This is a genomic window from Jidongwangia harbinensis (assembly GCF_020216025.1).
GTDB lineage: Bacteria > Actinomycetota > Actinomycetes > Mycobacteriales > Micromonosporaceae > Actinoplanes > Actinoplanes harbinensis.
The window spans coordinates 82,755-96,622 of record NZ_JAIWNC010000021.1; the positions used below are offsets into that span (position 1 = coordinate 82,755).

Consider the following 13,868-nt stretch of genomic DNA (forward strand, 5'->3'; position numbering starts at 1 on the left):
CGCTCCGGAACGGAACGGCATCCCCGCGTCCGATACGGCCATGATCGGCGGCAATGGGCGGTTTGTCCGCCAGTGGGACCGCTTCGCCCCCTGAAGATCTCGGGATGGCCGGACGGGGGGCGGGTCGAGATGTCAGATTGGAATACCTGTCGGAATGGCCTGGACGTGGCAATTCGCGGATTGGTGATCCTCTATCTCGATGGCGGGTGCGGACCAGGGTGAGCGGCATGCTTGGGCGCTGCGGCGGATGAGCTTCATATGGTGCTAGGCGATCAGGCAACGGACGGCGCCGAGCGCACCGGTGGCTCCGGGGAACGCCGGACCATCGGGTACTTCGCGCCGAACGTCCACGGGTACTTCTTCGGCAGCACCCTCAGCGGGGTGCGGCAGGCCGCCGCGGCCCGCAACGCCCGGGTGGTGGCGCTCCAGACCCACGACGCCGGCATGCTCACGTTCCGGGACGAGCGGTTCACCGCGGCGATCGCGTGGGACCAGCTCGACGGCATCGTCGTGGGGCAGGCCGGCGTGGACGGCGCATACCTGCGGGACTTCGCCGCCAGCGGAAAGCCCGTGGTGACCGTGTACGAGACGCCGGAGGACTTCGTCTGCCCGACCGTGGTGCCGGACAACCGCCAGGCGATCGAGGCGGCCGTCGCGCACTTCGTCGAGCACGGCCACTCCCGGATCGCGTTCGTCGGGCGGGACCCGGCCAACGCCGACGACTGGCTGCGGTACGGGGCGTACCGGGACGCCCTGATCGCGCACGGCCTCGAACCGTGGGAGGCCGTCCTCGTACCGTGCCTGCTGAACGAGTTCTACCTCGGCGCGGCGGTCATCGAGTCGCTTCGCGCGGACGGTGCGATGCCGACGGCGATGGTGGCGTGCACCGACGCGACCGCGATGGCGCTGATCAACGCGCTCAGCGGGGCCGGCATCCGGGTGCCGGACGACGTCGCGGTCATCGGGTTCGACGACCTCACCGAGGCGGCCGTCTTCCATCCGCCGCTGACCACGGTGGCGCAGAGCTTCAGCCTGGCCGGCGCGCGGGCGGCCGGTCTGGTCTTCGACGCCCTTGACGGCGCCACCGTGGCGCCGGGTCTGTACTTCACGCCGGTGACGCTGGTGGTGCGTCAATCGTGCGGCTGCCAGGAGGTGGCCGACGACGAGATCTCGGTGCCGGCGGGCACCGACGCGGCCCGGGCACGGTTCGCCGCGGACCTGGACGCCCTTCTCCCGTCCCCGTCCGGCGAGCTGCTGCCGGCTCGCGAACGGGAACTGGCCGCCGTCGGACGGCAGCTCGCCAACCTGTTCGGAGCCGCCGTGCTCACCCCCGGGGCCGACCTCGGCGCCACGCTGGACCGGAGCTTCTCCGTACTGCGCCGGATCACCAGCAGCGCGCCGAACGTGTTGTCGGCGGTCGCCCCGGTACGGGCGCTGGCCCGGGACGTGGTCGAGCGGTTGCGCCCCGGCGATCCGCTGGTCGCGGCGCGGGCCGAGCGGGCCGTGTTCGACCTGGCCGTCCGGCTGTTCGAGCACCACCGGTGCGTGAGCGGCAAGGCCGTCGTCAACGTCGAACAGACCCGCCACTACCACACGATCAGCGCCGAAGTGGTCCGTCAGGACCTGGACCCCGCATCGTTGTCCTGGCTCGCGGACACCGAGGTACGCTCCGGCACGCTCGGGTTGTGGCGGTCCGGTCGTCAGATGACCGACGATCCGACGCTCCGCATCGTCGGGTCGTTCCCCTACCAGGACACCGGCGCGGGCCCGGAGACGGACCGGGACCCGTCGTCGAGCGGTGCGGTGTGCCCGCTGCGGTCGTTTCCGCCACGCGCGTTCCTCGACGAGGTCGACCGGCATCGGGGTGACCTGACCTTCCTGCTGCCGGTCCGGTTCAACGGCAGCGCCTGGGGGTTCCTGGCGCTGAACGGGTCGTTCGACGAGCTGGAGGAGGAGCCGTTCGAGCGGTTCAACCACTGGGCGGTGCTGCTGACCGTCGCGTTGGACCAGAGGCTCGCGCTGCGGGCCGAGCACGCGCTGCTGGAGGAGATCCGGGTCAGCGAGGAGCGGTACGCGATCGCGGCCGAAGCGGCCAACGACGGACTGTGGGACTGGAACCTCGACGCGGGCACCATCTACTACTCGCCCCGCTGGAAGGTGCTGCTCGGGCACACCGACGAGACCATCGGCGATTCGCCCTCCGAATGGTTCGGCCGCATCCACCCGGACGACCGCGCGGAGGTCGACCGGCTGATCGCCGCGCACCTGGCGAGCCGGTCCTCGACGATGGACTTCGAGTACCGGATCCAGGCCGCCGACGGCACGTACCGGTGGATGGTCTCGCAGGGCCGGTCCGTGCTGGACGAGAACGGGCGGGTGGCCCGGCTGGTGGGGTCGATGACCGACATCACCGAACGTCAGCGCCTCGAGGAGCAGCTCCGGCACGACGCCCACTTCGACGCCCTGACCGGATTGCCGAACCGGTCCCTCTACCTGGAACGGCTCACCCGGGCGGTCACCCGCGCCCAGCGGAGCGCGGAGGCGTCGTTCGCGGTCGTCTTCCTCGACCTCAACGACTTCAAGACCATCAACGACAGCCTCGGTCACCAGATCGGCGACGACGTGCTGGTCCAGGTGGCCGAGCGCCTCACCCGCCACATCCGCGCCGAGGACACGGTCGCGCGGTTCGGCGGTGACGAGTTCGTCCTGCTCATCGAGGATTTCGGCGAGGTACGCGACCTGCTCGGAGTGGTGCACCGGATCCTCGCCGAGGTGGCCGAGCCGCTCGTGCTCGGCGACCAGACGCGCTCGGTGAGCGTGGCGGCGGGCATCGCCGCGAGCGATCCCGCCGGCGAGACCGGCATCCGTTCCGCCGACGACTATCTCCGCGACGCCGACACCGCCATGTACCAGGCCAAGGGGCTGGGACGCGGCGCGGCGGTGCTGTTCGACGAGTCGATGCACGCGGACGCCATGGCCCGCCTCAGGCTGGAGTCAGACCTCGACCGGGCCGTCGCCGACCACGAGTTCGAGCTGTTCTACCAGCCGATCCTGCGCCTGGCCGGCCGGCAGCCGGTCGGCTTCGAGGCGCTGATCCGCTGGCGTCACCCGGAACGCGGCACCGTCGCGCCGAACGATTTCCTGCCGATCGCGGAGACGACCGGGCACACTCGGCCGATCGGGCGCTGGACGATCCGCGAGGCGTGCCGGCAGATCCGTACGTGGCTGGACGAGAACGCCGACTGCCTGGCCTTCACCGTCAGCGTGAACCTGTCCAACCGCCAGTTCTGGGATCCGGACCTGCTCGCCACCGTCCGGTCGGCCCTGGCCGACTACCGGGTGCCCGCCTCGATGCTGATCATCGAGGTCACCGAGCTCATCATCATGGACAACCAGTCCGCCGCGAACGGCGTCATGCACCAACTCGGCCAGCTCGGCGTGAAGCTGTACCTGGACGACTTCGGCACCGGATACTCGTCGCTGTCGGCGTTGCACACGTTCCCGATCCACGCCCTGAAGATCGACCGCTCGTTCGTGGTGGGCATGATGACCGACGCCCACCGCCGCGAACTGGTCCGCATGATGATCACGATAGGCGCGAATCTCGGCATCGCGGTGATCGCCGAAGGCATCGAAACCGAGGACGAGGCGGCGGTGCTGAGCGACCTCGGCTGCGAACTGGTGCAGGGTTACCTGTTCGCCCGCCCGTTGCCGGCCGGCCAGGCAAGCCTGTTCCTGCCGATCGACCACGAGGTATCCGCCTGACCGCCCGGCATCCGCCCGGTCACCCCTCCGGCTCGCCGTACGGCACGCCCCGGCCGGCCTGTTCCTCGAACACCAGCCAGGTGCGGGTGGCGCGTACCCCGGGGATGTCCTGGATGCGGTTCAGCACCACGTCCCGCAACGCGGTGTTGTCCGGCGCCCGGACCAGGGCCAGCACGTCGTGGTCGCCGCCGATCAGCGCGAAGTGCTCCACGTACGGGATCTCGCTGATCCCGGCGGCGACCAGGCGCCAGGCGGTCTGCTCGATGGTGATGGCGACGTAGGCGGTGGTGCCGAGGCCGACGCGCTGCGGGTTCAGCTGGGCGGTGAAACCGCGGATCGTGCCGTCCGCCACCATCCGGGCGACCCGCGTGTACGCGTTCGACCGGGAGATGTGGGTGCGCTCGGCCAGGGCCCGGACGGAGAGACGCCCGTCCCGCCGCAACTCGGCGAGCAGCGCGGCGTCGGTCGGGTCCAGCGGCCCGGCCGAACGTCCAGCCGGACCGGCTCCGGAAGTCGTATCCGAGGACACCCGCGTTCTCCCGCCCGCCGGTTTCAGCCATCCGTCCGCGATCATCCGGCACTCTTGACCGTACCTGCCGCCGAAACGAACGCTGATGGGACGGGCGTCTCCAGAAAGCGAGTGTCGCCATGCGGCTTGAGGATCTGCTGCCGTCTCCCGAACCGGTGCGGTTCGTCGCGGCGGACGGCACCGGAACGGCATCGCACGGCGCCTGTCCGCGGCCGGCGGACGACCGGCTCGTCGAGGGCTACCGGCGGATGGTGCTCGGCCGGCGCTTCGACACCCAGGCCACCGCGCTCACCCGGCAGGGCCGCCTCGCGGTGTACCCGTCCAGCCGCGGGCAGGAGGCGTGCCAGATCGGCGCGGTTCTGGCGCTGCGCGACGACGACTGGCTGTTCCCCACGTACCGGGACAGTGTCGCCCTGGTCGCCCGCGGTCTCGACCCGGCCGAGGTGCTGACCCTGCTGCGCGGCGACTGGCACTGCGGCTACGACCCGGTGGCCACCCGGGTCGCACCCCAGTGCACGCCGCTGGCCACCCAGACCATCCACGCGGTCGGGCTGGCCGAGGCGTTGCGCCGCAACGGCACCGACGGCGTGGTGCTGGCCCTGATCGGCGACGGCGGCACCAGCGAGGGCGACTTCCACGAGGCGCTCAACTTCGCCGCCGTACGGCGCGCGCCGGTCGTCTTCCTGATCCAGAACAACGGGTACGCGATCTCGGTACCGCTGGCCCGGCAGAGTGCGGCGCCCGCGCTCGCCTACAAGGGCATCGGGTACGGCATCGGCTCGGAGCAGGTCGACGGCAACGACCTGGTCGCGGTACTCGCCGTCCTGGACGCGGCCGTGGCGCACGCCCGGTCGGGTCACGGCCCCTACCTGGTGGAGGCGCACACCTACCGGATGGAGGCGCACACCAACGCGGACGACGCCACCCGGTACCGGGACGACGACGAGGTGACCCGGTGGGCCGCCGCGGATCCGCTCGCCCGGCTGCGGACGTACCTGAGCGATCGGGGCCTGATCGACGACGAGGCCGTGCGGACCGCCGAGGCCGGCGCCGAGGCGTTCGCCGCGCGGGTCCGCACGGCGCTGAACGCGGACGTGCCGGCCGACCCGCGCACCCTGTTCGACCACGTCTACGCCGAGCCGACCGCGCAGCTCGAGGAGCAGCGCGCCCAGCTGGTCGCCGAACTCGACGCCCGGGAGGCCTGAGATGAGCACGGCGACCGGACCGGGCGAGCTGAGCCTGGCACAGGCGTTGAACGCCGCACTGCGCGACGCGATGGGTGACGACGACCGGGTGCTGGTCTTCGGCGAGGACGTCGGTGCGCTCGGCGGCGTCTTCCGGATCACCGACGGCCTCACCGCCAAGTTCGGGGAGGAGCGGTGCTTCGACACGCCACTGGCCGAGGCCGGCATCGTCGGGCTGGCGGTGGGGCTGGCCATGGGCGGCCTGCGGCCGGTGGTCGAGATGCAGTTCGACGCGTTCGCGTACCCGGCGTTCGAGCAGATCGCCTCGCACGTGGCGAAGCTGCGCAACCGGACCCGCGGCGCTCTGCCGATGCCGATGGTGATCCGGGTGCCGTTCGCCGGCGGGATCGGCGGCGTGGAGCACCACTGCGACTCCAGCGAGGCGTACTACGCGCACACCCCCGGCCTGAAGGTCGTCACGCCGGCCACCGTGGAGGACGCCTACTGGCTGCTGCGCGATGCGATCGCCGACCCGGACCCGGTGGTGTTCCTGGAACCCAAGCGCCTGTACTGGAGCAGGGAGCGGGTCGATCTCACCACCCGGTCGGCCGGTCCGATGGGACGGGCCGCCGTCCGCCGGGCCGGCACGGACGCGACGCTGGCCGCCTACGGCCCGACCGTGCCGCTCGCCCTGCAGGCGGCGGAGGCCGCCGCGGCGGACGGGATCAGCCTGGAGGTGGTCGACCTGCGCACGATCGTGCCGTTCGACGACGAGACCCTGATGCGATCGGTACGCCGCACCGGCCGCTGCGTGGTCGTCCAGGAGGCGCAGGGTTTCGCCGGCGTCGCCGCGGAGATCGCCGCCCGGGTGCAGGAACGGTGTTTCCACTCGCTGGCCGCACCGGTGTTGCGGGTGACCGGGTTCGACATCCCGTACCCGCCGCCGAAACTGGAGCACGCCCACCTGCCCACCGTGGATCGGATCCTCGACGCCGTGGACCGTCTGCAGTTCGACGACGAGCCGGACCTGCGGCACACCGGGATGGCGGCATGAACGAGGAGTTCGTCTTCCGGCTGCCCGATCTGGGCGAGGGCCTCACCGAGGCGGAGGTCGTCGGGTGGCGGGTCGCGGTCGGTGACCCGGTCGCCGTCGACCAGGTGGTCGCGGAGGTGGAGACCGCCAAGGCGGTGGTCGAGGTGCCCGTCCCGTACGAGGGCACCGTCGCGGTCCTGCACGCCGAGGCCGGCGCGGTGGTCGCCGTGGGTGCGCCGCTGATCTCGGTCGCCGCGGTTCCCGGCCGCACCGAGCAGCACCGGACCGAGGAGCGGGCCGGATCGGGAAACGTCCTGATCGGGTACGGCACCGGCCGTCCACCGGCCGCCCGCCGCCGGGCCCGCCGGAGCCGGACTCCGGAGGCGGCGGCCGGTCCGGTCGCGCCCCGGGTCATCTCGCCGCTGGTACGCAAGCTGGCCCGCCGGCACGGACTGGACCTGGCCACGGTCGTACCCGGCGCGCGGGACGGGGTCATTCGGCGCAGCGACGTGGAACGGGCGATCGGCGCGCCCGCACCCGTGGCCGACACCGACACCGACGCCGACGTCGACGTCGTGCCGTTGCGGGGCGTGCGGCGGGCGATCGCCGACAAGCTGACCCGCAGCCGCACCGAGATCCCGGACGCGACCACCTGGGTGGACGCCGACGCGACCGGCCTGGTCGAGGCGAAGGACGCGCTCGCCGACCGCGGCGTCGGCCTGCTGGCGCTGCTCGCCCGGATCTGCGTCGCCGGCCTGCGGCGCTTTCCGGAGCTGAACTCGACCGTGGATGTGGCGGCGGGTGAGATCCGCCGGCTCGGGTACGTGAATCTCGGCTTCGCCGCGCAGACCGACCGGGGCCTGGTGGTGCCGGTGGTCCGGGGTGCCCACCGGATGAGCGCGGCCGAACTCGGCGCCGAGCTGAGCCGGCTCGCCGGGCTGGCCCGCGCCGGAACCCTGCCGCCCGGCGCGCTGACCGGCGGCACGTTCACCCTCAACAACTACGGCGTGTTCGGCGTGGACGGCTCGAACGCGATCATCAACCATCCGGAGGCCGGGATTCTCGGCATCGGCCGGATCGTCGACAAACCGTGGGTCGTCGACGGACAGCTCGCGGTCCGCAAGGTCACTCAGCTGTCCCTCACGTTCGACCACCGGGTGTGCGACGGCGGCGCGGCGGGCGGCTTCCTGCGCTACGTCGCGGACTGCGTGGAACGGCCCACGACCCTGCTCGCCGACCTCTGAACGCGGCCGGCCGCCCGAGTGTCACCAGGTGAAACGGCCCGGGTACGTGACGTCGGCGATGCGCTTCTGGCCTTCCGCGTTCGGGTGGAAGTAGTCGAGCTTGCTGACCAGATCCAGCTTGAACCGCACCGAGTGGACCGCGCCGCCGTCCCAGCGGCACCGTCGGCCGTAACTCTTGCAGGCCTGCTGCAGCTGCTTGTTGTAGGCGTCCAGCCGGTCGCGGACCCGCTTGCGGCGCTCGTCGTCGGCGTCCGCGGTCGAGGTGGGGTTGGCCAGCAGCGACTGGCACACCCCGCGGCGCCAGACCCGGACCGCGCGCTCGTTCTCCTTGCCCAGCTCCCACAGCCGGTAGACGTCCGGGACGCTGACCACCAGGATCCGCGACTTGGGCAGGCGCTTCTTGAGCCGGGCCAGGCCGGCGTCGATGTCGCCACGGAACGCGCGCACCGAGGTCATGTCGTCGACCCGGTCGGTGCAGGCGTCGTTGACCCCGATCATGACGGTCACGTACTTGGCCTTGGCTCGGACCGCGCGGTCGGCCTGCCCGGCCAGGGACTCGGCGCGGGCGCCGGGCACCGCGTAGTTGTCGTTGTTGCCCTTGATGCTGTTGTTGGCCGCCCGGATCCGGCGGTAGTGGCTGTCCACCGACGAGCCGGTGGACCAGGAGTTGCGGCTGCACGCGACCAGGGTCAGGCAACTGCCGATGCCGGCCGTGATCGAGTCACCGAGTGCGGCCATCGACGCCGGATAGCCCGGCTTGGGACGGCTGGTCCGGTCCGGCGTGGCGGCGCCACTGCCCTCGCAGGCCAGCGCCAGCGCCGCGAGCAGGGCGAAGCAGACCAGGTGCCAGCGACGCATACGAATCCTTCACGAACACAAAGGGCAACGACGGAACCACTGTAAGCCATTGCCTGCGTCTCGCGCTGACCCCTCGGACTGTCCTCTCTGGACCCCGCCTAGCGGCGCTCGTAGAACACGATCAGGACGCCGCCCCCTTGCAGCTGCGGATCGCTGCTCAGGAACCGGCCGGTGTTCAGGAAGTGGTACGGACCCGCCGCCCGCGCCTCGAACACCGGGATGAGCTGCCCGAACGCGCCGCAGTTCCGCACCACGATGTACTCGCCGTCGTTTGTGCGCAGCAGGTAGCGGGCGTCCAGCCGCGCGGTCGAGCCGATCAGCTGGTAGTCCGCGCCACCGGGCACGATGGTCCCCGCGACCCGCCCGCTCACCGTGCCGCCGGTGATCGGGATGACGTTCCGCGTACCCCGCTTGCTCGCACCCACCGACAACGATCCACCCAGCGTGACCGCCTCGCTGAACACGGTCGCACCCCGTGCGCCGGTTCCGGTCACACAGTCCCAGCTCTGGTGCGGCACGCCGGCCGGATCCGTGACGGTCACGGTCGGCCCGTCGGCCGGGACACCGGAGATGTCGTAGACCGCGAGCCGCACGGTGCCGCTCGCCGCGTCGACCGTCCGGACACCGGCGAACCGGCCCGTGTTGAGCCAGGCGTTGGCGCTGGAGTTGGCCACCTCGAAGTCCGGCACCACCACCGTCACGTCGCCGGCGGTCACCCCGCACGTCCGCAGATAGCCGATCGAGTTGTCGGCGAAACGGACCATGTGCAACTGCTCGATCTCGGTGGTGCCGGTGGCCAGCGTCAGCTCGTACTCCAGTCCGCCGGAGAGGACCGTGCCCGTGACCCGGTCACCGGCGAGCGTGCCCCCGCTGACGTCGAGCACCCGTCGGTAACCCGACGGCGTCACACCGACATCGTGCACGGCGCCGAGCCGCAGCGTGGCGGTGAGGACCGGGGTGCCCCGCTCCGGCCACGGGATGCCGGCCGGCATTCCGCAGCTCCACGACGCGTCCGGCACTGTCGTCTCCCCACTCGCCGCCGCGGCGCGGCCGGGCACCGGAGCGCCGGACACGGCCGCGAGGACGCCGGTCAGGCCGGCGATGAGGACCATTGTCAGCGGGTGCCGCGACTTCGTCATCCCCCCAGTCTGGAAAGGCGGCGAAGCACTGTCAATTGATGTACATCGATGGGTGGTGGGCGTTCGCGATACCGGAAGGGTGCTTCGCGAGCGGACGACGGAACCGGTGCGCGGTCAGTCACCCGGGGGCGTCGAATAGATCATGTGCAGGTAGTCGCCCACGGCGATCGCGGTGCAGGCCACGGCGCACACCCCGACCGCCACGCCGGCGGCGACCGCGGCGCGACCGCGCAACCACCCGGCCGCGGCGAGACCGGCTCCCCACGGCAGGGCGTACGTCAGGGTGAAGATGTGCGCGAAGCCGGTGCTGTCCGGGTACCCGGAAGGGTCCCACGCCACCGGCATCAGCACCGCCAGAGCGACTCCGGCGACGACGTACCCGGGGCGGGGCGGGCCCAGACCGCGCCAGCCGCCGGCCGGTTCGCGCCACGCCAGGGCGACGGCCGCCACGGCCGCGGCGGTTCCGGCGAGCACCACGGTTCCGGCGTACGCGTGCAGCTCCACCAGGTGGTACCGCTGCCCGTCCAGTCCGCCCAGGCCGTTGAAGGTGAACCAGTTGTGGATGGCCCGTATCCCGTTGCCGGCGACCTGGGCCGCCAGGATCGCGGCCACCACGGCCGCCGGGCGGAACCACCGGTGCCGCGTGGCCATCACCGTCCCGGCCGCCGCCAGCGCGAACGCCAACGGCAACAGCACCGGCGAGTAGTGGCCGTCCGGTCGCGGGGCGTACGTCTCGACCACCCGTTCCGGCGCCAGCACCGACACCACGGCGGCCACCGCACAGCCCACGACGAACACCCCACCCACCACCGCCGTCACCGGCCGCCGCGCCGGCATCACGGCCGCCGTGGTCCCGTCTGTCCGCAGATCGCTCACCGATGATCAACCCGGCCGCCGGCGAAATGGTCACGCACCCGGCCGGGCCGCCTCAGGGCCAGCGCGAAGTGCAGGCCGGCGAGGTGACCGCGATCTTGATTTTCCGGCCGGTCCGGCCCTACCATCGGGTAATGTTGAACACGTTCAAAAGTCGGCTGGGGGGATCGTGAAGATCGTCATTCCCGGCGGGACCGGGCAGGTCGGGACGATCCTGGATCGGGCGCTGACGGCGTACGGTCATGAGGTTGTGCTGTTGACCCGCTCCCCCGAAGGTGCGCGTCAGGTCCGCTGGGACGGGCGCACGCTGGGCGACTGGGCGGCGCAGATCGACGGCAGCGACGTGGTGGTCAACCTGGCGGGGCGCAGTGTGAGCTGCCGGTACACCGCGGCCAACCTCGAAGCCATGATGAGTTCCCGGGTGGACTCCGCGCGGGTGGTCGGCGAGGCCATCGCCGCGGCGGCCCGCCCACCCCGGTTGTGGCTGCAGATGAGCACCGCGACGATCTACGCGCACCGCTTCGACGCGGCCAACGACGAGTACGGCGGCCTGATCGGCGGCGGCGAGCGCGAGGTGCCGCGATACTGGGACTACAGCGTCGACATCGCCCGCAACTGGGAGGAGGCGCAGGAGAAGGCGCCGACCCCGGGCACCCGCAAGATCGCCCTGCGGTCCGCCATGGTGATGAGCCCCGATCGCAGCGGCGTGTTCGACGTGCTGAGCCGGCTGGCGCGGCTCGGCCTCGGCGGACCGGTCGCGGGCGGCGCGCAGTACGTCTCGTGGATTCACGACCGGGACTTCGTCCGCGCCATCCGGTTCCTGATCGAACACGACCACCTCGCCGGCCCGGTCAACCTGGCCGCACCCGGCCCGTTGCCGCAGCGGCGGTTCATGCGCGAGCTGCGTTCGGCCTGGCGCGTGCCGGTCGGCCTGCCGGCCACCCGGTGGATGGCCGAGATCGGTGCGTACGCGATCCGGTCGGACACCGAACTGCTGCTGAAGAGCCGGCGGGTCACCCCGGGCCGGCTGCTGGACGCCGGCTTCGCCTTCGACTTCCCGCAGTGGCCGAGCGCGGCCGCGGACCTGGCGGCCCGGCGGCGCCGGGCCTGACCGGATCTACTCGACGACGGCGCGGTCCAGGGTCACCCCGGTGCCGGTCGACGCGGGATTGCGGTTCCCGGTCACCCGGATTCGCAGGGTGTGGGTGCCGCGGGTCAGCGTCGGGCTGCTCCACAGGAGGACGTCCCCGGTCTTGGTCGCACGGTGCAGGTCGATCATGGTTTCCGGTCCGCCGTCGACCGACACGGCGGCGACGCCGTGGTGGCTCGCGGTGACGCCGTGGTACCTGACCCGGACGCCGGTGAACGTCAGCGTGGCGGTCCGCCCGGCCACCGCGCTCCAGCTCTGCGACCGTTCGTGGTAGGCCACCGGCGGCGCGGCCTCGTCGCAGTCCGTGCAGTGCGTCCACCCGTCGCTGTAGGTCCACCCCCCGGCCCCGACCACGGCGTCGTCCACCACGGTCGGCGTGTTCTTGGCGCGCATCCGCGCGGCCTCGGCGGCGAACACCGGGTACGCCGGGTCGGTCGGCCCGTTGATGCCGAATCCCTCGCCGTTGTCCGGCGGCCAGACGAAGGTGCCCGGATCGGCCGCGTCGTCGAGCGGGTGCGGCCGCGTCGGCTGCGGTTTCACCTTGCCCTCCAGCCGCCAGTAGAGCCAGCCGGCGCAGTCGTCGTTCGCGTGCACCGCGGCCAGCCAGGTGCGGTACAGCTCCGCACGGCTCCGCCGCGCGCCTTCGGTCGCCGCCGGGTACGCGAACTCCTGCAACAGGACCGGCTTCTGCGCCCGGCGCGCCGAGGCGCAATGCCGCTCGACCAGGTCGACGACGCCCGCGGGGGACACGTCGTGGTAGGTCGGGTAGGTGTGCCAGGTCTGGAAGTCGACGGCCGGAACCGCCAGCGGTTCGGTGTCCGGGTCGCTGCCCGCCCGGCCGTCGTAGAAGCCCTCGCTGCCGCTGCCCACCAGTTGCCGGGCACCCTGCGCCTTCAGGTGGACGGCCATCTCCTGCATCCAGCTCTGGGCGAGCGCGACGGAACTGACCTCCGGCTCGTTCATCAGGTCCCACGCGAAGATCGTCGGATCGTCGGCGTAACGGATGCCGGTCAGCGGGTTGACCCGGTTCAGGACATGCGCCGTCCAGTCCCGGTAGAACTGCCGGGCGCGCGGATCCTGGTAGAAGAAGGTGTACCGGCGCGGATCAGCGGCGGCGTCGTACCCGTCGAGATACCACGCGTTGACCTGCTGCGAACCGCCCGCCCACTGCCAGAAGTCCAGCATCGCGAGGTTCAGGCGCAGACCGAGCCGGCCGGCCCGGTAGATGACGTAGTCCCACCGGCCCAGGCCGTCGACCTCGCTGTCGTTGAAGGCGTACGTGTTCCGCGCCGGGTCCCAGTAGGCCAGGTAGGTGCCGTGCACCCCCATGTTGGACGAGTCGGCGGTGCTGCCGGGGTTCCACACGTGCCGCTTGACGGTCCCGTCCGGCGAGCCCTTGACCGAGTGCAGGATGCCGCGCACCACGTTGTACCCCGACGCCGCGGCCGACTCCAGCACCGAGTCGACCTCGGCGCGGGTACCCCAGCCGAGATAATGGTTGTTGGTCCCGGCGACGTAGAACGGCCGGCCGTCGAGGACGAACCGGGTGCCCTCCGCGGTCACATAGGACGTCCCGGCCGCGGCCGCCCGCACCGGCGCGACCAGCCCGACCAGCATCAGCAGCACGGCGACGAGCCGGACCGGCCTTCGCACGACGACGCCCATGGCACTCCCCCAGACCTCGTGCGCCGCGACGAGCCGACCCGGCACCCGCCGCCGACGATGCCGCTACCGAGTCGCCCGAGAAAGGCTCACGTCCGCAACCGGCCACGCACGGGGCGGCCGGGGCGAGGACGCTCTGCCGAGCAACGGATGCCGAATCGTGCGGCGACCTCGGCGTGAAAGGGCTACCCGGCCATCGCTTCCGCCGACTGCGTCTGGGTCAGAGACTGCCTGAACTCCAGGGCTTCCGGCAGATCCTCATACTGCAGAAGGTTCCCCGCCAGCTGCGACAGCAATGCCTTCGCTTGCGCGGGCGTCGCCGGCCCGGATGTTCGCCGCCCGATAGTCGACGTCCTGGATCGCGGCGTCAATCTGCGCCAGCCGCTCCTGCAACTGTTCAGCACCACCGGTATCGCCTTTGGCCTGCAACG

General features: G+C 71.7%; 12 protein-coding genes. 6 read left to right on the forward strand and 6 right to left on the reverse strand.

Annotated elements, in window-relative coordinates; translation table 11 throughout:
• Positions 1–258: 258 nt before the first annotated feature.
• Positions 259–3,765 (forward strand): EAL domain-containing protein, encoded by a 3,507-nt coding sequence (locus LDL48_RS24550; protein ID WP_225257571.1) that lies wholly within the window; start codon positions 259–261, stop codon positions 3,763–3,765.
• 19 nt (positions 3,766–3,784) lie between these two features.
• Here LDL48_RS24550 and LDL48_RS24555 read toward each other — a convergent pair whose 3' ends face one another.
• Positions 3,785–4,339 carry an Lrp/AsnC family transcriptional regulator gene (locus LDL48_RS24555; RefSeq protein ID WP_372472192.1) on the reverse strand — a complete coding sequence of 185 codons (555 nt, stop codon included), beginning with the start codon at positions 4,337–4,339 and terminating at the stop codon, positions 3,785–3,787.
• 74 nt (positions 4,340–4,413) lie between these two features.
• On the opposite strand from LDL48_RS24555, the gene pdhA reads away from it, so the two are divergent.
• From pdhA to LDL48_RS24570, 3 genes are read left to right on the forward strand one after another with little or no spacing between them, the layout of a single operon-like run.
• On the forward strand, positions 4,414–5,499 hold the full coding sequence (pdhA, locus tag LDL48_RS24560) for a pyruvate dehydrogenase (acetyl-transferring) E1 component subunit alpha (RefSeq protein WP_308016488.1): 1,086 nt from the start codon (positions 4,414–4,416) through the stop codon (positions 5,497–5,499).
• 1 nt (position 5,500) lies between these two features.
• On the forward strand, positions 5,501–6,532 hold the full coding sequence (locus LDL48_RS24565; RefSeq protein WP_225257573.1) for an alpha-ketoacid dehydrogenase subunit beta: 1,032 nt from the start codon (positions 5,501–5,503) through the stop codon (positions 6,530–6,532).
• Positions 6,529–7,755, forward strand: a complete 1,227-nt coding sequence (locus LDL48_RS24570) for a dihydrolipoamide acetyltransferase family protein (protein WP_225257574.1) — start codon at positions 6,529–6,531, stop codon at positions 7,753–7,755. Before LDL48_RS24565 ends, LDL48_RS24570 begins: the two co-directional genes overlap by 4 nt.
• 21 nt (positions 7,756–7,776) lie before the next feature.
• Here LDL48_RS24570 and LDL48_RS24575 read toward each other — a convergent pair whose 3' ends face one another.
• The 3 genes from LDL48_RS24575 to LDL48_RS24585 all read right to left on the reverse strand — a co-directional run bounded on the left by LDL48_RS24575 (position 7,777) and on the right by LDL48_RS24585 (position 10,628).
• Complete coding sequence (locus LDL48_RS24575; RefSeq protein WP_225257575.1) at positions 7,777–8,613, reverse strand: SGNH/GDSL hydrolase family protein; 837 nt, start codon at positions 8,611–8,613, stop codon at positions 7,777–7,779.
• A 98-nt stretch (positions 8,614–8,711) separates the two neighbouring features.
• Complete coding sequence (locus LDL48_RS24580; RefSeq protein ID WP_225257576.1) at positions 8,712–9,752, reverse strand: DUF3237 domain-containing protein; 1,041 nt, start codon at positions 9,750–9,752, stop codon at positions 8,712–8,714.
• Positions 9,753–9,866: 114 nt separating this feature from the next.
• Complete coding sequence (locus LDL48_RS24585; protein ID WP_225257577.1) at positions 9,867–10,628, reverse strand: hypothetical protein; 762 nt, start codon at positions 10,626–10,628, stop codon at positions 9,867–9,869.
• 2 nt (positions 10,629–10,630) lie between these two features.
• Here LDL48_RS24585 and LDL48_RS24590 point away from each other — a divergent pair, with 2 nt between their 5' ends.
• Together LDL48_RS24590 and LDL48_RS24595 are read left to right on the forward strand one after the other, a co-directional pair.
• Positions 10,631–10,798 (forward strand): hypothetical protein, encoded by a 168-nt coding sequence (locus LDL48_RS24590; protein ID WP_225257578.1) that lies wholly within the window; start codon positions 10,631–10,633, stop codon positions 10,796–10,798.
• Complete coding sequence (locus tag LDL48_RS24595) at positions 10,795–11,736, forward strand: epimerase (RefSeq protein WP_225257579.1); 942 nt, start codon at positions 10,795–10,797, stop codon at positions 11,734–11,736. The genes LDL48_RS24590 and LDL48_RS24595 overlap by 4 nt, the downstream gene beginning before the upstream one ends.
• A gap of 6 nt (positions 11,737–11,742) precedes the next feature.
• Here LDL48_RS24595 and LDL48_RS24600 read toward each other — a convergent pair whose 3' ends face one another.
• On the reverse strand, positions 11,743–13,440 hold the full coding sequence (locus LDL48_RS24600) for a glycoside hydrolase 5 family protein (RefSeq protein WP_225257580.1): 1,698 nt from the start codon (positions 13,438–13,440) through the stop codon (positions 11,743–11,745).
• 255 nt (positions 13,441–13,695) lie between these two features.
• Complete coding sequence (locus LDL48_RS24605) at positions 13,696–13,866, reverse strand: hypothetical protein (protein WP_225257581.1); 171 nt, start codon at positions 13,864–13,866, stop codon at positions 13,696–13,698.
• Positions 13,867–13,868 lie beyond the last annotated feature (2 nt).